We start from the raw sequence: 19302 nt of genomic DNA on the forward strand, positions 1-19302 counted from the left end.
ACACGTGGCCAATCCCGAAGACACACTCATCATCGAGACGAGCAAAGGCAATGTCGTGGTCGAAATGCGTCCCGACCTTGCGCCCAATCACGTCGCCCGCATCAAGGAACTCGCCCGGCAGGGATTCTACGATGGCGTTCCGTTTCACCGGGTGATCGAAGGCTTCATGGCTCAGACCGGCGATCCGACCGGAACCGGTGCAGGCGGTTCGGGTCAGAAGCTCGCCGCCGAGTTCAACGCCGAACCCCATACCCGCGGCGCCGTGTCGATGGCGCGGGCCCAGTCGCCGGATTCGGCGGACAGCCAGTTCTTCATCTGCTTCGACGACGCCACCTTCCTCGACCGCAAATATACGGTCTGGGGCCGCGTGATCGAAGGCATGGAGAACGTCGATCAGATCAACCGGGGCGAGCCGCCGGCAAGCCCGGACAAGATCGTGTCGGCCAAGATCGCCGCCGACGCGCCGGATGACCGGCGGGCACAACGGCAAGTCCAAGGAATCCGCGGCAATGTCCGGTACTGCAATGTTGCTGACGCTGGTGGCCCTGGCGACCGGCGCCATGATCGCGATGCAAGCTCCGATCAACGCGGAGCTTGCCGCGCGCTTGGGCATCCGCTCTCGGCTGCGCTCTGGTCGTTTTGCGTCGGCACCGTGGCGCTCGCCGTGGTCGTGTTGCTCTTCGCACGTGGAAGCACCGATCTTGGCGCGCTGCGGTCCATGCCGCTGTATATGTTGATCGGCGGCGGGCTCCTTGGCGCCGTGTATGTGCTGGTCAATTTGGTCGTGGCGCCGAAGATCGGCATTGCCGCGCTCATGGCCCTGTCGATTGCCGGCCAATTGGCGGCGGCGCTACTGCTCGACCGGTTCGGTCTTTTCGATCTTGCTCAACGGGAACTCAGCGTTGGGCGCGTGTCGGGGGTGGTGCTGGTGCTGGTCGGCGCGCTCATGGTTCGAATGCTCTAGCCCCGACGGGGAGTCCTTGCGAACAGACCTTTTCGATTTTGAACTACCCGATGGGCTGATCGCGCTGCGCCCGGTGCATCCGCGCGACGCTGCGCGACTGCTCGTCGTGCACCCGGGCGACCCCGACATCCTGGCCGACAAGGTCATGGCCGATCTGCCCCTCTTGCTCGAGCCGGGCGACGCGCTCGTCTTCAACGACACCCGTGTGATTCCGGCGGCGCTTCAGGGCGTGCGGACGCGCGGCTATGCGACCGCCCAGATTTCCGCCAACCTCATCGAGAAGCTGGACGATCACCGCTGGAACGCGCTGGCGAAACCGGGCAAGCGGCTCGAGCCCGGCGACCGCATTCAGTTCGGTAAGGATAGCAATGCCTGCGCCGACGGCAGCCTGATCGCCACGGTCGAGGCCAAAGGGCAGGAAGGCATGGTGACGTTGGCGTTCGACCTGAGCGGCCCAGCGCTCCACGATGCGATCGAGGCGCAGGGCGCCATGCCGCTGCCGCCTTATATCGCCGCGCGGCGGGCGCCGGACGACCAGGATCGCACGGACTACCAAACCACGTTCGCACGCGAGGAGGGGGCGGTGGCCGCGCCCACGGCCGGATTGCACTTCACCCGCAAACTGCTCCAAACGCTCGACGAGCTCGGCATCGTCATCTATTTCGTGACGTTGCATGTGGGGCCCGGCACGTTTCTGCCGGTCCGTGCCGAGGATACGGACGACCACCGCATGCATGCGGAGTATGGCGAGGTGTCGACCGAAACGGCGTTCGCGTTGAATGCGGTCAAATCGCGCGGCAACAAGGTGGTCGCCGTCGGAACGACGAGCTTGCGGCTGCTCGAAAGTGCCTCCGACGAGTTCGCTACGCTGAAGCCGTTCCACGGCGAGACGGACATCTTCATCACGCCCGGCTATCGCCTGCGCTTCGTCGACCGTCTCTTGACCAACTTCCATCTGCCTAAATCGACGCTGTTCATGCTCGTCAGCGCCTTCAGCGGACTCGAGACGATGAAACTGGCTTATGGCCACGCGATCTCCGAGGGCTATCGCTTCTACTCCTACGGCGATGCGTGCCTGCTGACTCCGAAAGACCCGGTGTGACGGTCCCCTTTTCGTTTGCGCTGAAGGCGAAGGACGCGGGCGCCCGCACCGGCGTCATTGAGACTCAGCGCGGTGAGATCCGCACCCCCGCCTTCATGCCGGTCGGAACGCAGGCGACGGTCAAAGCCATGTTCATCGAGGACGTGGCCGCCGCGGGCGCGGACATCATTCTCGGCAACACCTACCACTTGATGCTGCGCCCCGGCGCGGAACGCATCGCCAAGCTCGGCGGGCTCCACAGCTTCATGCATTGGGACAAGCCAATCCTCACCGACAGCGGCGGCTATCAGGTCATGTCCCTCGCAAAGCTCCGCAAGATCACCGAGGAGGGCGTTACCTTCAATTCGCACCTGGATGGAGCGCCCGTCTTCCTCACGCCGGAGCGCGCTGTCGAAGTGCAGTGCCTGCTCGGCGCCGATATCCAGATGGCGCTCGACGAATGCACGCCGTTTCCTTGCAGCCGCGAGGAGGCACGCGTGTCGCTCGACCTGTCTATGCGCTGGGCCGAGCGCTCGAAGGCAGCTTTCGAGACGATGAGCGCGCCGGGCCAGGCCCTGTTCGGAATCGTCCAGGGCAGCATCTTTCCAGACATGCGGGAGGACTCGGCCAGGACGCTCGTCGAGATCGGGTTTCCCGGCTATGCGGTCGGCGGCCTTGCGGTGGGCGAAGGTCAGCAGGCCATGTTCGACACGCTGGACGCGACGACACCGTATCTGCCCGAGGACAAGCCGCGCTATCTCATGGGCGTCGGCACGCCGCTCGACATTCTCGGCGCGGTCGCGCGGGGAATAGACATGTTCGACTGCGTGATGCCGACCCGCTCGGGGCGTCATGGCCAGGCTTTCACCTGGGGCGGGCGTCTCAATCTGCGGAACGCGCAGTACGCTGAGGATCTGACCCCGCTCGATGCGGACAGTGCCTGTCCGGCCGCGCAGTACAGCCGCGCCTATCTCCACCATCTCGTGAAGGCAGGCGAGATGCTGGGCGCCATGCTGATGAGCTACGCCAACATCCAGTTCTACCAAGAGCTCATGGCTGGCGCGCGCGCCGCCATCGCGAACGGCACGTTCGCCGACTTCGCCGACGACATCCGCCGCCGTTACGCGAAGGCGGAAGGGACGGACTAGCCGCTATTGCGGCGGCTCGAACTCGGCGCCGGCGGAACGCGCCGCGCCGCGTTTGCGCTCACGGTCCTCGGCGATGCGCTCCCGCGCCAGGAGGTAGAGCCCGGCAAGGATGACGATGGCCGCGCCGGCAATGGTCCACCATGTCGGGACGTGGTCGAAAATGACGAAGCCGAAGGCGGACATCCAAATGAGGCCGAGATAGATATACGGCGCCAGCACGTTCGCGGGTGCAAGCCGGTGCGCCAGGATGATGATCCAATGGCCGAGGCCGCCCCAGAATCCGAGCGAGGCAAACAGCAGCCAAACCCACCACTGGTCCGGCCACTGCCAATACAGGAGGCCCGGCGGCGTCATGATCAGCACGCCCACGAGCGGCGTGTAGGTCTGGGTGACCGCCGGCGGGTCGTAGGCCGCGAGGTAACGGGTTGCGATATTGAACAGCGCATAGCCGAACGTCGCGCCGAGCGTGAACAGCATGGCCCAATGCACGTCGCCGATGCCCGGGTGCATCACCACCAGCACGCCAATAAATCCGGCGAAGATGGCGGAGGCGCGGTGCCACCCGACCCACTCGCCGAGCAAGGGCCCGGACAATGCGGCGACGAGGAGCGGCATCAGGAAGAAAATCGCGATGTTCTGATCGAGCTGGAGATATTTCAGCGCGATGAAGTTCAGCGCCGTCGTCACGATCATCAGACAGGATCGGACGACTTGACGCGGGCTTCGCCGATCGCAACGAGGCCGCAGCGCGAACGGCCAAAGGAACACGGCGCTGAACACGACGTGCCAGACAAAACGCATCCAAACCACCTGCGCGACCGGGAGCTTATGCGTGTCGGTCAGATATTTGGCGGTCGTGTCGAGCGCCGCGATGCACAGCGTGGCGAGCACCATGAGCCCGATCGCCTTGACCACTTGGTTCTGATAGGGATTTGAGACGAGGCGAGGCGCCATGATGTTCCGTGTTTCCGCGCCTTCACCGTTGGCGCCGTGTTTCGATACGCTGTCCTGTTTCGGCGAGCTGTCTCGTCGACGACTTCTCTTGCACCATTCCTTGCCAAAGAGCTATCTGCCGATAAAACAAGTGGCCCGGACCAGATGGAGGAACCCCGTGGCGGACATACGCGCGATCATTGCGATTGGACAGAGAGGTCAGCTCGGCCTGAACGGCGCGTTGCCCTGGGAAGGCAACAAGGACCGGGAGTATGTCGCCGATGTGGCCCGCTTCTTCGATGTGACGCGCGGTCACGTGGTCATCGCCGGTCCCACGACCATCTCCGCCTTCCCGGAATACGCCTATGAGGACCGCACCATTGTTGAGATTCGCTCCATCCACCATCCGGAGGAGGTGTTCGGGTGGTTTCCGGACCGCGTGGTCTATGTGGGTGGCGGCCCCCCGGTTTGGGACGTCTATGCGCCTTACATCCGTCATTGGGACATCAATAGGCTCTCCTATGATGGAGAGGCCGACAGATGGTTCGATCCGGCCTGGCTGGTCGCGACGCCGGACGACGCCTAGGCGCGCCCCGCGATAGACGGCCTGCCCAAAATTGCCGCCTTTCGCCGCTACTGCGCAGGTGAGGGTTTTTGCAGGTTCAGGCTTCGTCCTAGAATGAGCAAAGACAGGTAGGGGCCGCCCGATGTGGGCCGGCAGGTCTGAGAGCAACAGAACGGGCCGGTCATTGTGTTCGCGAGGGAGACGACTATCGCTGCCACGGAACCAGAGTTTACCGCCGAACAGATCGGTTGGCGGTTCACGCTCGGCGCAGTCATTCTCGTCGGCGCCTATGTCGCGTGGCCGATCATCCCATTGGTCATGGCCACGGACCTTGACCCGGGCGTCAGGGCCGGGATCTCCGGTGTTCTCGGCGCAACGCCCTTTGTGTCGAAATTCGTCGCCATCGCCATCATGGGCCGCCCGGCCTACTACTTCCTGAAGCGCAAGGTCTATAAACGCCTTCGCCGCCGCTTCGCAGGCGCGCCGGCGAAATAGAGCGCACACGGAAAGCTCAGCCTACGTCGCGCGTCGCAACGTGCGCCTCGAAAACAAGATCAAATTGGCATCACCGTTGGTTGAACGGCTGTGTGCTTTCACTGTCGCCAAGTTGAGTTTTCAGTGAACGGTGATCGGTGCTCTGGTTCCCGTGCGAGGCACTCCTGCCTTGCACGAAAACTAGGAGAGACCCCCATGAAGAAGACACTGATCATTGCGACTGCGCTTGCGGCCTTCGCCACCCCCGCTCTGGCGATGGGCCCGTTCTATGTCATGTTCGACAACACGACGAAGAAGTGCGTCATGAGCCGCACGGCCCCGACCGACACCGCGAAATTCGCGATGATGGGCGAGTACAAGACCGAGGCCGACGCCAAGATGGCCATGCATGGCATGACGAAGTGTAAGTAAGTGTCATGCATACGGTTGCCGCTCACGCGCGGCACCGGAATAAGCTTTGGCTGCACAGCCGCTCTCGATTGTCGGGGGCGGCTGTGTTGCTTTGCGGAGCAGGTGAGGGCGCTCACTCCAAGGAGGTGCCCAAACGCCAAAAAACCCGGCTGGGCGGACCCAGCCGGGTTTTGGCAATTGCCGGAGAGATAGGCGAACGCGCTATCTCATCGTCAATGTCGTTTAGCCAAGCTTCAAGGGCTCGACAACAACGGCCTTCTCGTGATGGCCGAAGCAGCCGCCGAGGCCGATCGTGGCAGAGATAATGATGGCAGTAGCAATAAGCAGACGCATTGGTTGGTCCCCCGTTTCTGTCTGTCGATTCTGAGGATGACTATATCGGCGTTTGCCCGGAAATGCTGTGATGTTTTGGCCACGGTATGGCGCAAAGTGATACAGGGCGGCGGGCGCGACTCCGGCGATTTTGGCCATTTTCGCCCTGAATCCGGGCGTTTCACGACATACGCCGACCGGCAAGAGGACTGCCGTGCCCCGGCAAGAGTACCGTGCGTGTGAGGCGCGTCCATGCACGCAGGCCTAGTAGAGGGGCAGCTCATGAGCCTGCGACTCTTCTGAACCGCGTCCGCCATAGGCTGCGCCTCTCGACTAGAGCCGGAACGGCCAGAGCATGAGCCCAAGCAGCCAGAGAATGATCTCGAAAGCCTTGATGATCGCGACGACTACGTCCGAGGCGAACCACCAAATCACGATGATCGCGGTTCCCACGACGAGCGCGGACATGAGCCAGACCCCGATGTGCCTCTGCAGCGTATCGATCAAGGATTTGCCGTCGGCCATGGCAACGATGCTCTGTGAGGAAAAGGCGTACAGGGAAGCAGGCAGCAAGACAGCCGACCCCCGCGCCGGCATCCTAGTGTACCAGAAGAGCCCTAGCGTCACTTCGTGACGTTGGCACGGCAGCCTCGTCATCCTCGCAGTGTTGCCCGCAGTCTTGCCCCGGTCGAGGCTGATGACGCTGGGACGCTAATTGAGAGGCTTGCCGCTGTTGAGCGGGCCCCCATATCCTGACTGGGGCTCAGGAGAGGTGACACATGTTCGCAAGTTATATCCTCGTTGCGCTGGTCTGGGCAGTGGTTGTCGCTGCCGTCCAACCACCGCTCATCGTCGGCGCGCTGCTCGTCGCAATACCGGTGATCGTAATCGGCTGCCTGCTGGGCGGACCGTCGAAGGCAAAGGGCGCTTCTTAGCCTCGTTGTCGCGTGACAAGTGATTCCTCCGAGGCGTGTCGCCTGCCCGGTCACGGGGCGCTGTGCCCCCTGGAGACGCGGCTAGTAGTCGCCCATCCCGCACTTCAAGAGGCGGCGGAGCGCGGCGTGGCCGTCCTTGCATTGAAGGACGTACCATTCCCAGACGACCTTCATTGCCTCGAGGTGAGGGAGCATGTCGTCGGGGATCACCAGATCGGCGACGCGCTTGCCGTCCACGACAGCAACCAAGCGTGCCTCGGTTCCGTTCTGCTCCCACTTGAACGTCCTGCGTTCGACCAGGCCGTCCGTTGGTGCGTCGTCCTTGAGGATTCCCATACGGCAACGGTTTCGTTGAGTTGCAAGAAGACTCAAGAATAACGCCTAGGTTGTGGTGCGTCACCTCCGGTTGCGAGGTGGACCATCGCCCGGCGCCCTGTCGCGGCCTTGCCGCCGAATACCGGCAAATCCATCCGCCGATCCCATCGCGTCGGCAGACGCGACAGGAGACGATTCTCGCTATTTGAGGTGGGGGATTGGATGCGGAGGGAAATTCGACCGCCTGGGCCATTGGAAGTTTTGGTGAGCGCGCAGGGACTCGAACCCTGGACCCTCTGATTAAAAGTCAGATGCTCTACCGGCTGAGCTACGCGCTCTCACCAAGCCGTCCATATGGAGCGGGAGGTAGGGCGAGGTCAACACGCTAGGCCACCGTTTGCCCGATTCTTTCGCCGCAGGGGCCCGGCTGCTGCTGCCGGGGTCGCGACCAAGAACGCGAAATTAGCCTGTTCAGCGGCCCTCACCATTCAGTATGGTCCCGTCCGGCCCAGCCGGGCCCAATCACCAGAACGTAGGGTGCGGGGGGAAAGTTATGAGCACAGAGGTGAAGCGTGGCTCTCCGTGGCGATATTGGCCGCGGCTGCTGCTGATCATTCCGTTCGCTCTCGTGGCCTGGGTTCCCCTCTACAACCGGATCGAACCCACGCTGCTGGGGATCCCGTTTTTCTATTGGTACCAGCTCGCCGCCATCATCGTGGGCGCCCTGGTGGTGATGGCCGTCTATTACCTCGATCGGCGCGAGACGTTCGCGGCGGAGCGGGCCGATCAGAAGACGAAATCCGGTGAGGACGCGGGACGGGGAGGGCGCCCGTGAATTTCGACCTCACCGCGACGATCGTATTTGTCGTCCTGTTCGTGTTCGTCACTTGGGTCGGCTTCATCGCCGCGCGTTGGCGCAAAGCGGATCTCGATCAGCTCCATGAGTGGGGGCTCGGCGGGCGCCGCTTCGGCACGATCGTGACGTGGTTCCTCTTAGGGGGCGACCTCTACACGGCGTACACCTTCATCGCGGTGCCCGCGCTTGTATTCGGCGTCGGCGCGATGGGCTTCTTCGCCGTGCCCTATACGATCATGATCTATCCGATCCTGTTCCTTGTGTTCCCGCGTCTTTGGGTCATCGCCAGGAGGGAAGGGCATGTGACGGCGGCGGACTATATCCGCTTCCGCTTCAACTCGCGCTTGCTGGCGCTGGCGGTCGCACGGGGCTCGTCGCGACTATGCCCTATATCGCGCTGCAGCTCGTCGGCATGGAAGTGGTCGGCGCGCTCGGCTTCGACACACGGCTTTGCCGGGCACATCCCGCTCATTATCGCCTTCATCATCCTGGCCGCCTTTACCTATACGAGCGGCTTGCGCGCGCCAGCGCTGATCGCCGTGGTGAAGGACATGCTCATCTTCGTCACGATCTTTGCGGCGATCGTGATCATCCCGGCTAAGCTCGGCGGCTACGGCGCGATCTTCGACGCCGTCCCGCAAGCCAAGCTGACCCTGACGCCGCCGACCGGTAACTCGCTCGGCAATTTCAGCGCCTACGTGACGCTGGCGCTCGGGTCGGCTCTGGCGCTGTTCCTCTATCCGCATTCGATGACGGGGATCTTGAGCGCCTCGAGCGGCCGGGTCATTCGGCGCAATGCCGCTGCGCTGTCGGCCTATTCCTTCATTCTGGGCTTGATCGCACTGCTCGGATACATGGCGATCGCGGCCGGGGTCGATAAGAACCCGCTACATGCGGCCGGCTTCGAACGCTACGGCGCAAACTTCGCCGTGCCGGCGCTCTTTCTCGACATGTTCCCGAGCTGGTTCGTGGGCGTCGCCTTCGCCGCCGTGGCCATCGGTGCACTCGTGCCGGCGGCGATTATGTCCATCGCTTGCGCCAACCTGTTCACGCGCAATCTCTATAAGGAGTATTGGCGGCCGAACTGCAGCGACGCGGAGGAGGCGCGTGTCGCCAAGATCGTGTCGCTCGTTGTGAAGGTGGGCGCGGTCGTCTTTATCCTGGCGATCCCCCACAGCTATGCGATCCAGTTGCAGCTCCTCGGCGGCATCTGGATCATTCAGCTTCTGCCGCCGATCCTGCTCGGGCTGTTTACGCGGGGCTTCAACGCGCACGCGCTGCTGCTCGGCTGGGCAGCCGGAACCGCAGTCGGGACGTATATGGCCGCCAGCCGCGGCTTCGTGTCGTCAATCTATCCGTTCGAGGTGCTGGGACTCACGGTCCCCGGCTATGCGGCGCTCTATTCGGTCATCGTGAACCTTCTCGTGGCCGTGGTGTTAAGTCCCGTGCTGGATCGCCTTTGGCCGCAGGCCGAACCGCTCGACCGGAACCCGATTCGCCGATAGGCTTCGTCCAGCTGTCTTCCCGCCACCGGGCGGGAAGTGAGCCTGCGATAGGGAGGGATCGTCATGGCACAACACAATCCGCAGAGCCGCGGCTACTTGCTTATCGTCCTGGCGGCGATTGTGGTCTGCTTCGTGATTGCGCAACTCATACTCGGCGGCGGCGAGAGCGACACCCATACCGCGACGGAAGCCTCGGGAGGCCACCAGATGGAGGCGGCCGACCCAGGGCACACGGACACGATGTCCGAGGAAGAGGTGCCGCCCCGAATGGAGATGGGCGGCGCGGAGATGGATGACGGCGTATCGCCACCGGATGAAATGCAGGAGGACAGCACCCTCGACGCGCGGCCGGAGGCAATCCGTAGCGCGGCGCAAAGCCTTTGCGCGAAGCCAGGGATCGAGGCGGGATTTTCGGTGTGAAGCCCGGTTCTCGGGGCCAAAAAAAGGAAGAGCCCCGGCGCGGGGAGTGCCGAGGCTCGTACGCATTACACAGAACGCACTACCTGCCCAGACCGAACTCTACTGGGCAGGGGGAGCATGGCGAGTTCCTATGGCAGTTCTATGACGATTCGTTGTCAGTTAGTTTAATAACCACAGCCATTTGCGCCTGAGTTCTCAACCCGTTTGATGACGCTCAATTAGGGCCGGAAAGGCTGTCGGATGGCCTCTCGCGGGCGTCTGCGTGCGGCCACGCGCGAGGTGGCTTGTGCCATCCGGTGACGCATGCAAAATGCGCGTTGCGCATCTAAAAAGCTTCGCGAGGACAGTGATATGCGGTGGCGCGGCCAACGGCAGAGCGAGAACGTTGAAGACCGGCGCGGAAGTGGCGGTGGGATCTTCCGGTTCCCATTTCCAGGCCGCGGCGGGATGCGCGTGCCGTCCAGCGGCGGCGGCGGTGGAAAAGGCGGCGGCATCGGCCTCCTCGGCATTCTGATTATCCTCGGTCTCGTGCTGTTCTTCGGCTTTGATCCCGGCTCCCTCATGCAAGGGTCCGGACCGACCGGCGGAAGCGGATCGGGATTCCCCGATATTCGTTTGCCGCAGCAACCCCGGACCACCAACCTTCCGGCGCCCGGCACGCAGGGCCAAATCACGAGGCCCCAGTCCTCGAGCGAAGACGATCTCAAGAGCTTCGTCTCGGTCGTTCTCGCGACCACCGAGGACGTTTGGAACAATGTCTTCAACCAGCTCGGCGGGAGATATAGAGAACCCCGGCTGGTCTTGTTCGACGGCTCCGTACGCTCTGCCTGCGGCACGGGCATGTCGGCAATGGGACCCTTCTACTGCCCGGCCGATGAGAAGGTATACATCGATCTCGAATTCTACCGTGAACTGAAGAATCGGTTCCGTGCGCCCGGCGACTTTGCTCAGGCATATGTGATCGCCCATGAGGTTGGGCATCACGTTCAGAAGGTGTTGGGGATCGCCGACAAGGTCGAGGCGGCGAAGCGGCGAATGGGCCGCAGGGGCGGCAATGCGCTGCAGGTCCGCATGGAGCTGCAAGCCGATTGCTTCGCCGGCGTTTGGGCCCACCAAATGCAGTCAGACAAGGGTCTTATCGAGCCGGGCGATATCGACGAGGCCCTACAAGCGGCCAGCGCCATCGGCGATGATCGCATCCAGCGCCAGACCCAAGGTTACGTCGTTCCGGATTCGTTCACACATGGCTCCTCGGAACAACGAGTGCGATGGTTTCGCCGCGGATTCCAGAGCGGACAGCTTCAAGCCTGCGATACGTTCAATACTGATCAACTATAGCACGAGGTCTGACGAGACATATCGTGCTTAGTGTGGTGCGTTGCCCCGCGAGTCAGCGTAGGCTGTATTTGCGGAATGGGGTCAATGAGGTGCGGTCTCTTGACTGTCCCAATAATCAATAAGCGGGGGGCCAGTTGGGTATATCCCGGTGGTTTGTGGCCGCAGCGTTCTTCGCTGTCTCGGCCCATGTCTGTAGCGTTGCAGGCGCGTCGGACGATGAGGTTGTTCTTGGCACCACGGTGCCGCTGACAGGGGCCCACAGGCGCGGCGGCGCCGATACCAAAAATGGATACGAACTTGCCATCCGCCAGGTGAACGGCCGGGGCGGGGTCGTGGTGAACGGAAAGCGCTATCGCCTCAAGGCGCGCTACTACGACGACAAGTCCGATCCGTTGCAGGCGCAGGAACTGATCGACCGGCTGATTCACACAGACGGCGTGAAGTTCATCCTGGGCCCGTACCATGCCGGGCAGAATCGTGCCGTACTGACGACGATTGAGCGCAATCGTGTCCCCATGGTCGACGCGCATTCGGTCGCGAGGGGGCAGGGAACCCGCAGCAGAAGCCGCGGTTATTCTTTCGCCGTCGCCGCGACGCCGGACCAGTACTTCACACCGGCCCTCGAATTCGCTGCGGCTTTTGCCGCCAAGTTCGGTAAAGCCGCGAACGATCTGCGGATCGCCATGGCGACCGAGGACGATTCGTTCTCACGCGAAGTACGCGTCGGCATCCTGTCCGATGTTCGGCGACTCGGGATTGCATGCGTCATCGACGACCAATTGCCCGAGAACTTCGAGAGCATGCCCGCGACGCTGGATAAGGTGAAGAAGCTCAAGCCGGACATCTTCTTGGTATCGGGGCACGACGAGACAGCCATGACGGCGGTCAGCGAAATCGAGAAAGCAGGCGCAAGCGTGCCGATGGTTGCGGTGACCCATTGCCAAACCGCGCGGCTCGCACAGCAGGGCGATCGCTCCTCGAACTTCGTTTTTTGCCCGGTGCAATGGGATCGTGCGGCGAAGCACGAGGGTGCGCTGTTCGGGACGAGCGAGGAATTCGCACGCGTGTACGAGAAGGCCTACGACCATGAGCCGACGTCAGTTGCGGCGCAGGCCGCGGCTGCGGTCTATGTCTTTGCCGATGCATTCAACCGTGCACAGAGCTTCGAACCCGAGGAGGTGCGTGACGCCATCTCGGCCACGGACCTCGATACGTTTTTCGGACACATCAAGTTCGACTCGCAGGGCACGAACAGTGAAAAGTCTTTGATGCTGACCCAAATCATCGATGGTGATTATGTGCTCATCGCACCGCATGCCTGGGCGGAGCAAGAGCCGGTACTTACGAAACCGGCGGTCACCGAACAGGCGCCATAAGCGCCTGGCCGCGAAATCTCGCAGGACCTAGTAGAACCCTAGAGGGCGTCTCCGGCGTAGACGGTCGCCGCGCAGGGCCGGTCCGCCCGCTTGAACAGCGAGCAGGCACCCTCGGCATCCTGGGCATTGGCGAACGGCCCGGCGATCAGACGCCAGCCATTGTCCGGACCGCGAACGCGCCGGGGCTGCAGCCCCGCGACCAGCGCCGCATGCTTCGTGAGATATTCGCGCCATAGCGGGCGTAGCTCGTCGCGTTTGGCCACGCTGCCGATTTCGATGCCGTAGCGCGTGGAGCCGTCATTGGCGGCCGGCGGTAAGGCGACCGGATCCAAGGCCGCGACATCAGTGCGCTCCTCGACGACCTGAGTTTGCGCCGGTGCAGCAGGTGGGGCTGCGGCCGCGACAGGAGGCGCCGGGGGCGGTGGCGCGGGTTCAGCAGGTTTCGGGGGCGCAGGAGCCGCGGCGACGGCAGGCTTCGGAGGCTCGGGCGTGGCCATGGCAGGCTTTGGTGGCTCCGGCGGCGCGGCTGCAGCAACTGGCGGTGGCGGAGCCGGTTTCGGCGTCTCAGCGCCTTTGGCGCCGGAGCGGGCTTCGGCGCGGCCTGTGCCGCAGGTGCCGGCGGCGCGGCTGTAACGGCTGATGCTTTCGGGAGCGGCTCCAGCTTAGGCATCGCGCGGGGCGGCGACGTGGAGACGGAATTGGAGGGCGGCAGTTTCGCCGCTGGTCCAATGAAGCTTTCGATTGGCCGCAGTCGCTTGTCCAAGGTCGCCAAATGCTGTGAAAGCGTTTGCAGATTGGCGTCGATGACGCCCAATTGTTCCGCTGACAGACCTGCTTGGGCGGCCGGCGCGGAGGCGGCGGGCGCAGAGGACGCAGGCGCGGCCATCTGGGGCGTCCGGCTGACAGCCGGTGCGGCGCCGGTGAAAAGCGTGAACAGGTAATATGCGGAGAGGCCGCCAAGGGCGATCCATAGTACGGAGACTACGGTCCGGACCGTACCGGACGTGCCAACACGCCGTCGTGCCATGGGAAATCTCCTCTCGCCGCGTCCGCGGCGCTTGCCGCCGGACGCATCCCCTCAAATCGTTGAGCCGAAGCTGCAAATCGGAGATTACCCGCTTCATTCCACGGGTCAATTTTTCCCGTACCGTAACCCTCTCATGACAAGAATTGGAGTTCAGTGCGGTGGCCCTGAGCGCTGCTATGGACTAGATAGGGCGCGGTTTCTGAAAAACTCAGGGGGTTGCCGGTCCGGGCTCCCGAAAGCGCATAGGATTTACGAAGTCAGATGACACAGGCTCTCGCCGTCGTCCTTGCTGCGGGCAAGGGCACCCGCATGAAGTCGGATCTGCCCAAGGTCCTCCATCGCCTGGCCGGCGCGCCCATGCTCGCGCATGTGCTCGGAGCCGCTGCCTCGGCTGGCGTCAAGCGCGCGGCTCTCGTGATCGGCCCGGGCATGGAGGCCGTGGGTGAGGCGGGATTGTCCGTTGTGCCCGAGGCGCAAGTGTTCGTGCAGGCTGACCAGATGGGCACCGCCGATGCGGTGAAGTCGGCCGCGCCGGCCTATGAGGGCGCGGACGGTCCGGTGCTGGTTCTTTACGGCGACACGCCGCTCCTGCGGCCCGAAACGCTGAAGGCTGTCCTGGGCGAACTGGAAGCGGGCGCCGATCTCGTCGTCATCGGTTTCGAGGCGGCCGATCCTACCGGCTATGGCCGTCTGCTCTTCGACGACAAAAGCCGGCTTGCGGGGATCCGCGAGGAGAAGGATGCCACCGCCGCCGAGCGTGCGCTGACGCTCTGCAACTCGGGCATCATGGCCTTCCGGTCGGGCAAGACGCTGTCGGGCCTGATCGCGCGCATCGGCAACGACAACGCCAAGGGCGAGTACTATCTCACCGACGCGGTCGGGCTGGCGTATCAAGACGGACTGCAGACGCGTGTGGTCCTGTCGAACGGCGAGGAGGTTCTCGGCGTCAACTCGCGGTCGGAACTGGCGGTTGCCGAAGCGCTGATCCAGCGGCGGCTGCGCGCCGCGGCCATGGAGCAGGGCGCGACCCTGATTGCTCCGGAGACCGTCTTCTTCAGCTACGACACCGTCATCGGCCGCGATGTGCTGATCGAGCCCAATGTGATCTTCGGACTGGGGGTCGCGATCGAAGACGGCGCAACCATCAAAGGTTTCTGTCACTTCGAACAGGCGCGGATCGGCGCGAACGTGACCATCGGACCGTACGCGCGGTTAAGGCCGGGTGCCGATCTGGCGCCAGGGGCCCATGTGGGCAATTTCGTCGAGATCAAGAATGCGCACATCGCCGAAGGCGCGAAGGTCAATCACCTCACCTATATCGGCGATGCCACCGTGGGGGCGAAGGCGAATATCGGCGCCGGAACCATTACCTGTAACTATGACGGCTTCGCTAAGCACAAGACGGAGATCGGTGCCGGCGCCTTCATCGGATCGAACAGCTCGCTCGTGGCGCCGGTCAAGATCGGCGACGGCGCCTATGTCGGATCCGGCAGCGTGATCTCGAAGGACGTTCCCGACGACGCGTTGGCGGTCACGCGGGCAAAGCAGGAAGAACGCGCCGGCTGGGCTGCGAAGGTTCGGGAGCGGCGGAGCCGGGACAAGTCCAAATAGGGCAGGTCCGATACACTGCACTGCGCAACACGCAATAAAGCGATACAGCTCGTGAGTTGCGATGATGCCGGTGCCTAGCTAGCAACACTTAAGACCCGAAAAACACATGACGTATGGCAAGACGATAAGGGAGTAGAGGACGATGTGCGGAATTGTTGGCGTCCTCGGTAAAGGGCCCGTCGCCGAGCTGCTGGTCGATGCGCTGAAGCGCCTCGAATACCGCGGCTACGATTCGACGGGCGTTGCGACCGTGGGCGCGCGCGACATCGAACGGCGGCGCGCCGAAGGCAAGCTGCGCAACCTCGAGGCGCTCCTGTCGGTGGAGCCGCTGGCGGGCAATGCCGGCATCGGCCATACCCGTTGGGCCACGCACGGGAAACCGAGCGAGTCCAACGCCCATCCGCATATGACCGACGATGTAGCGGTGGTCCACAACGGCATCATCGAGAATTTCCGCGAACTGAAAGCCGAACTCCAGGGCGAAGGCGCCGCCTTTACGTCCGATACGGACACGGAAGTGATCGCGCATCTCATCACGCGTGAGCTGCGCGATGGGAAGGACCCCATCGCTGCCGTCCATAAGGTGCTGTCCCACCTTCAAGGCGCGTTCGCGCTCGCGATGATCTTCAAAGGCTACGACGACCTCATGGTCGCCGCCCGGCAGGGGAGCCCGCTCGCCATCGGCTATGGCGACGGCGAGATGTACGTCGGCTCCGATGCGATCGCGCTGGCGCCGTTCACCGACAACATCGCCTATCTGGAGGACGGCGACTGGGCCGTTATCACGCGTGAAGGCGTGACCATTCACGGGCGCGACGGAGCCGTGGTCGACCGCAGCGTCGTGAAATCCAGCGGCGCCGGGCTCGTGGTGGACAAGGGCAATTTCCGCCACTTCATGGCCAAGGAGATTCACGAACAGCCGGAAGTCGTCGGCCATACCCTGGCGCACTATCTGGACCTTGCGTCCAATCAGGTCGCGCTGCCGGACCTTCCGTTCGACTTCGCCAATATCAACCGGCTGTCCCTATCGGCGTGCGGCACGGCGTTCTATGCGTGCCTCGTCGCGAAGTACTGGTTCGAACGTTGGGCGAAGCTGCCGGTCGATGTGGATATCGCCTCGGAGTTCCGTTACCGCGAGATCGCGATGGATCCAGGCGGCGCGGCGCTGTTCGTGTCCCAGTCGGGCGAGACGGCCGACACCTTGGCCTCGCTCCGCTATTGCCGGGAGCAGAACCAGCATGTCCTGTCCGTGGTCAACGTGCGCGAGTCCTCGATTGCGCGCGAATCGGACGGCGTGTTGCCGACACTCGGCGGCCCCGAGATCGGCGTGGCCTCGACGAAGGCGTTCACCTGTCAGCTCACCGTGCTGGCGTGTTTGGCGATCGCCGCGGGCAAGGCGCGGGGCACGATCGGTCCCGAGCTCGAGGCCGAACTCGTGGAAGCCCTGGTGGAGGTTCCCCGGCACATGGCGGAAATTCTTCGCGATGAGTCACCCTACGAGGAACTGGCCCACAGCCTGTCGAAGGCGCGGGACGTACTCTATCTCGGCCGGGGCACGAGCTATCCGATCGCGCTCGAGGGTGCGCTCAAGCTCAAAGAAATTTCCTATATCCACGCCGAAGGTTACGCCGCCGGAGAGCTCAAGCACGGCCCCATCGCCCTGATCGACGAGAGCGTGCCGGTCATCGTGATAGCCCCGCGGGACGAGCTTTTCGACAAGACCGTCTCCAACATGCAGGAAGTTGCGGCCCGGGAGGGCAAGATCGTCCTCGTCAGCGACGCCGACCCCGCCAGCGTCGGCTGCGCGGTACAGACCACCTTGGCGGTCCCGACCGTTCACCCTTTCGTTTCGCCTTTGGTCTATGCTGTTCCGGTTCAGTTGATCGCTTATTACACGGCGGTCTTCATGGGAACCGATGTGGATCAGCCTCGAAATCTCGCAAAGTCAGTTACGGTCGAGTAGACTCTAGCCTCGGATTTGCCTGATTTCTTTGATTGAGCAAGGGCATGGCGGATATTCAGGACACCGTCCGGCCGCGGAATTTGTGCAGCGTCGGACACCTCTTGCGACTTATCTCCGGAAGGCTTGCCCCTGGGTTGGGGGTGGCGCTCGGGGTGACATGCGCTGTGGCCGTGCTGCCGGCACCCGCCTTCTCCCAGGACATCGGCTTAAGGCGCGGCGAGGCCTCGTTGACCGCAGGTCAATTCACCGACGCGGCACGGCAGCTTTCGGCGACGGTCAACGATCCGGACGCCACCATCAATCAAGTGTCCAGAGCCCTCTATCTGCGCGGCATCGCCTACCGGCGGGCCGGCTATCCGGGGCAGGCCGCAGCCGATCTCGGGGCGGCTCTGTGGCTCGGACTGCCGTCCTCCGACAAGGCGCGCGCGTACGTGAACAAAGGCCTTGCCTACCAGGCGGCCGGGATGGAGAGCCAGGGCGCGTCCGCGATGGCGCAGGCCCGGCGTTACTCCAGTGCCAGCACCGTGCAGAAGCTCATCTCCCAGGACGGCGGCGTCGGTCCCGTGGCGAGTGGGGGGGTTGCAAGCTTCATCCCCAGCGTTCCCAGCGTGCCTAGCCCAGGCGAGGTGTGGGAAAAGGTGGTCCCGAGTTTCGGCGCGCCGAAGACGGCGGCCCAGCCCGAAGGCGAAGCGGCCCCGGCTGAGAACACCAGCGTTTGGGACAAGATCGTCCCGAGCTTCGGGTCCCCCAATGCAGCAACACAGAGCGCAACGGCGCCGGCAGGCGAGGGCGCTTCGGCCGCCGCTCCCCAGGCGGCCCCGACCTCGGGCTGGGATGCCTCGGTGAGCGAAGGATCGGGCGGGAATGCCGTCTCGCGTTGGTGGGGCTCGGTGGCGGGCGGCGGTGCGCCTGCCGCGCAGACAGCGCCGGCCCCGGCGGCCCCAAGTGCGCCTGCCGCGAACACGACGACGGCCAAGCGGTCTTCAACGGCATCGTCCGCAGCGGCACAGCCTCAGGCGGCCCCGACCGCGGGCTGGGATGCCTCGGTGAGCGAAGGCGAGGGCGGAAGCGGGGTAAAGAAATGGTGGAATTCGGTCACAGGCAGCGGTCAATAGACGCGAAAGGCGCGCATTCTCTTCGATCCATAGACAGGTTATGACTTTCGTCCCACTAAGCGCCTTCAGTTCCCTCTTTTTGGATTTTTCCCGAAACCACACCCCACGATGACCAATCCCGACGACAAGAATACGGACCAAAACCCGAGCACCACGATCCCGATTTTCCGGGGCTCGACGACGAGGACGATCACAGCCTATTCGGCGCGCTCGAGCCGACCTCGTCGCATTTCCTAGCGCGGCTCCGCGGCTACTTCCTCACAGGCCTCATCATCGTCGGGCCCGTGGCGATCACCATCTATGTGGTGTGGTGGTTCATCAACCTGGTCGACGGCTGGGTGAAGCCGCTCATTCCGAACTCCTACCTGCCGGACAACTTCCTGCCCTTCAACGTGCCGGGTGTCGGCCTAGTCTTCGGCATCGTCGGGCTAATGCTCATCGGTGCGCTGGCCGCGAACCTGTTCGGCCGGACCATCGTGAGCTACGGCGTCATCCTGCTCGACCGCATGCCGGTGGTACGCGGCGTGTACCGTCTCTTGAAGCAGATCTTCACCACGGTCTTTTCGAAGCAGGGGACGTCGTTCAAGCGCGTGGGGCTCATCGAGTTTCCACGGAAGGGCCTCTATGTGATCGTTTTCGTCTCCGGCGATCCGCCGGGTGAGATCAAGGACAAGCTCGACAACGACGAGCTCATGACCGTGTTCATGCCGAACGCGCCGAACCCCACGACGGGCTTCGTGATGTTCATGCCTGCGAAAGACGTGATCCTGCTCGACATGGCCATCGACGACGGCGCCAAGCTCGTCATCTCCGCCGGCCTTGTGGCGCCGAAGCAGAGCAAGCTGAAGCAGCTTGCCGAGCAGGCGAAGAAGAAGCAGGCGACGCCGACGGTCGTTCCGCCGAAAGAAGAAGAGCCCGCCGCGTAGGGCGAG

At 63.4% G+C, this 19302-nt stretch carries 20 protein-coding genes, 1 tRNA gene and 1 pseudogene; 17 read left to right on the plus strand and 5 right to left on the minus strand.

Features of this window, described 5'->3' with window-relative positions; all coding sequences use genetic code 11:
- Positions 1-4: 4 nt before the first annotated feature.
- The 4 genes and pseudogenes from AUC70_RS18190 to tgt all read left to right on the plus strand — a co-directional run.
- Positions 5-463: pseudogene (locus tag AUC70_RS18190) on the plus strand (peptidylprolyl isomerase); the annotation flags it as partial.
- A complete protein-coding gene (locus tag AUC70_RS18450; RefSeq protein WP_280138262.1) occupies positions 437-964 on the plus strand; it encodes a DMT family transporter in 528 nt (175 codons plus the stop codon). The pseudogene AUC70_RS18190 and the gene AUC70_RS18450, both read left to right, overlap by 27 nt.
- A 16-nt stretch (positions 965-980) precedes the next feature.
- Positions 981-2066 (plus strand): tRNA preQ1(34) S-adenosylmethionine ribosyltransferase-isomerase QueA, encoded by a 1086-nt coding sequence (gene queA / locus AUC70_RS14095; protein ID WP_069445411.1) that lies wholly within the window; start codon positions 981-983, stop codon positions 2064-2066.
- Entirely contained in the window at positions 2063-3193 is a 1131-nt protein-coding gene (gene tgt, locus AUC70_RS14100) for a tRNA guanosine(34) transglycosylase Tgt (RefSeq protein WP_083241601.1), read from the plus strand. The genes queA and tgt overlap by 4 nt, the downstream gene beginning before the upstream one ends.
- 3 nt (positions 3194-3196) lie before the next feature.
- Here tgt and AUC70_RS14105 read toward each other — a convergent pair whose 3' ends face one another.
- Entirely contained in the window at positions 3197-4147 is a 951-nt protein-coding gene (locus AUC70_RS14105; RefSeq protein WP_069445413.1) for a DMT family transporter, read from the minus strand.
- A 157-nt stretch (positions 4148-4304) separates the two neighbouring features.
- Here AUC70_RS14105 and AUC70_RS14110 point away from each other — a divergent pair, with 157 nt between their 5' ends.
- The 3 genes from AUC70_RS14110 (at position 4305) to AUC70_RS14120 (ending at position 5597) form a co-directional block, all read left to right on the plus strand.
- Positions 4305-4712: a dihydrofolate reductase family protein gene (locus AUC70_RS14110; protein ID WP_069445414.1), complete on the plus strand. Its 408-nt coding sequence runs from the start codon at positions 4305-4307 to the stop codon at positions 4710-4712.
- Between the two features lie 165 nt (positions 4713-4877).
- Positions 4878-5186: a hypothetical protein gene (locus AUC70_RS14115; protein ID WP_069445415.1), complete on the plus strand. Its 309-nt coding sequence runs from the start codon at positions 4878-4880 to the stop codon at positions 5184-5186.
- A gap of 195 nt (positions 5187-5381) precedes the next feature.
- On the plus strand, positions 5382-5597 hold the full coding sequence (locus tag AUC70_RS14120) for a hypothetical protein (protein ID WP_069445416.1): 216 nt from the start codon (positions 5382-5384) through the stop codon (positions 5595-5597).
- Between the two features lie 645 nt (positions 5598-6242).
- On the opposite strand, the gene AUC70_RS14125 is transcribed toward AUC70_RS14120, so the two are convergent.
- Positions 6243-6482 (minus strand): hypothetical protein, encoded by a 240-nt coding sequence (locus AUC70_RS14125; protein ID WP_141702144.1) that lies wholly within the window; start codon positions 6480-6482, stop codon positions 6243-6245.
- Positions 6483-6688: 206 nt separating this feature from the next.
- Between AUC70_RS14125 and AUC70_RS17245 the strand changes: the two genes are divergently transcribed.
- Positions 6689-6844, plus strand: a complete 156-nt coding sequence (locus AUC70_RS17245; protein WP_158007463.1) for a hypothetical protein — start codon at positions 6689-6691, stop codon at positions 6842-6844.
- Between the two features lie 81 nt (positions 6845-6925).
- Here AUC70_RS17245 and AUC70_RS14130 read toward each other — a convergent pair whose 3' ends face one another.
- On the minus strand, positions 6926-7180 hold the full coding sequence (locus AUC70_RS14130; RefSeq protein ID WP_069445418.1) for a hypothetical protein: 255 nt from the start codon (positions 7178-7180) through the stop codon (positions 6926-6928).
- Between the two features lie 241 nt (positions 7181-7421).
- Positions 7422-7497: transfer RNA gene (locus tag AUC70_RS14135), tRNA-Lys, on the minus strand.
- 215 nt (positions 7498-7712) lie between these two features.
- On the opposite strand from AUC70_RS14135, the gene AUC70_RS14140 reads away from it, so the two are divergent.
- The 5 genes from AUC70_RS14140 to AUC70_RS14160 all read left to right on the plus strand — a co-directional run bounded on the left by AUC70_RS14140 (position 7713) and on the right by AUC70_RS14160 (position 12654).
- Positions 7713-7994, plus strand: coding sequence for a DUF3311 domain-containing protein (locus AUC70_RS14140; RefSeq protein WP_069445419.1), 282 nt, complete (start codon positions 7713-7715; stop codon positions 7992-7994).
- The gene (gene mctP / locus AUC70_RS14145; protein ID WP_069445420.1) at positions 7991-9520 is read left to right on the plus strand and encodes a monocarboxylate uptake permease MctP; all 1530 of its coding nucleotides are present in this window, start codon (positions 7991-7993) and stop codon (positions 9518-9520) included. Before AUC70_RS14140 ends, mctP begins: the two co-directional genes overlap by 4 nt.
- Positions 9521-9583: 63 nt before the next feature.
- Positions 9584-9940, plus strand: a complete 357-nt coding sequence (locus AUC70_RS14150; RefSeq protein WP_069445421.1) for a hypothetical protein — start codon at positions 9584-9586, stop codon at positions 9938-9940.
- Positions 9941-10291: 351 nt separating this feature from the next.
- Positions 10292-11278 carry a KPN_02809 family neutral zinc metallopeptidase gene (ypfJ, locus tag AUC70_RS14155; RefSeq protein ID WP_069445422.1) on the plus strand — a complete coding sequence of 329 codons (987 nt, stop codon included), beginning with the start codon at positions 10292-10294 and terminating at the stop codon, positions 11276-11278.
- Positions 11279-11412: 134 nt separating this feature from the next.
- Complete coding sequence (locus AUC70_RS14160) at positions 11413-12654, plus strand: amino acid ABC transporter substrate-binding protein (RefSeq protein WP_083241602.1); 1242 nt, start codon at positions 11413-11415, stop codon at positions 12652-12654.
- A 38-nt stretch (positions 12655-12692) separates the two neighbouring features.
- Here the strand turns inward: AUC70_RS14160 and AUC70_RS17405 are convergent, their stop codons facing one another.
- Positions 12693-13151, minus strand: a complete 459-nt coding sequence (locus tag AUC70_RS17405; RefSeq protein WP_193427324.1) for an SPOR domain-containing protein — start codon at positions 13149-13151, stop codon at positions 12693-12695.
- Between the two features lie 791 nt (positions 13152-13942).
- On the opposite strand from AUC70_RS17405, the gene glmU reads away from it, so the two are divergent.
- From glmU to AUC70_RS14190, 4 genes are all read left to right on the plus strand, one after another.
- Positions 13943-15292, plus strand: coding sequence for a bifunctional UDP-N-acetylglucosamine diphosphorylase/glucosamine-1-phosphate N-acetyltransferase GlmU (glmU, locus tag AUC70_RS14175; RefSeq protein WP_069445425.1), 1350 nt, complete (start codon positions 13943-13945; stop codon positions 15290-15292).
- 142 nt (positions 15293-15434) lie between these two features.
- Positions 15435-17255, plus strand: a complete 1821-nt coding sequence (gene glmS / locus AUC70_RS14180) for a glutamine--fructose-6-phosphate transaminase (isomerizing) (protein WP_069445426.1) — start codon at positions 15435-15437, stop codon at positions 17253-17255.
- A 152-nt stretch (positions 17256-17407) separates the two neighbouring features.
- Positions 17408-18370: a tetratricopeptide repeat protein gene (locus AUC70_RS14185; RefSeq protein WP_206599397.1), complete on the plus strand. Its 963-nt coding sequence runs from the start codon at positions 17408-17410 to the stop codon at positions 18368-18370.
- A gap of 284 nt (positions 18371-18654) precedes the next feature.
- On the plus strand, positions 18655-19296 hold the full coding sequence (locus AUC70_RS14190) for a DUF502 domain-containing protein (protein ID WP_083241603.1): 642 nt from the start codon (positions 18655-18657) through the stop codon (positions 19294-19296).
- The last annotated feature ends 6 nt before the right edge of the window (positions 19297-19302 follow it).

It is taken from the genome of Methyloceanibacter stevinii, assembly GCF_001723355.1.
Taxonomy (GTDB): Bacteria; Pseudomonadota; Alphaproteobacteria; order Rhizobiales; family Methyloligellaceae; genus Methyloceanibacter; species Methyloceanibacter stevinii.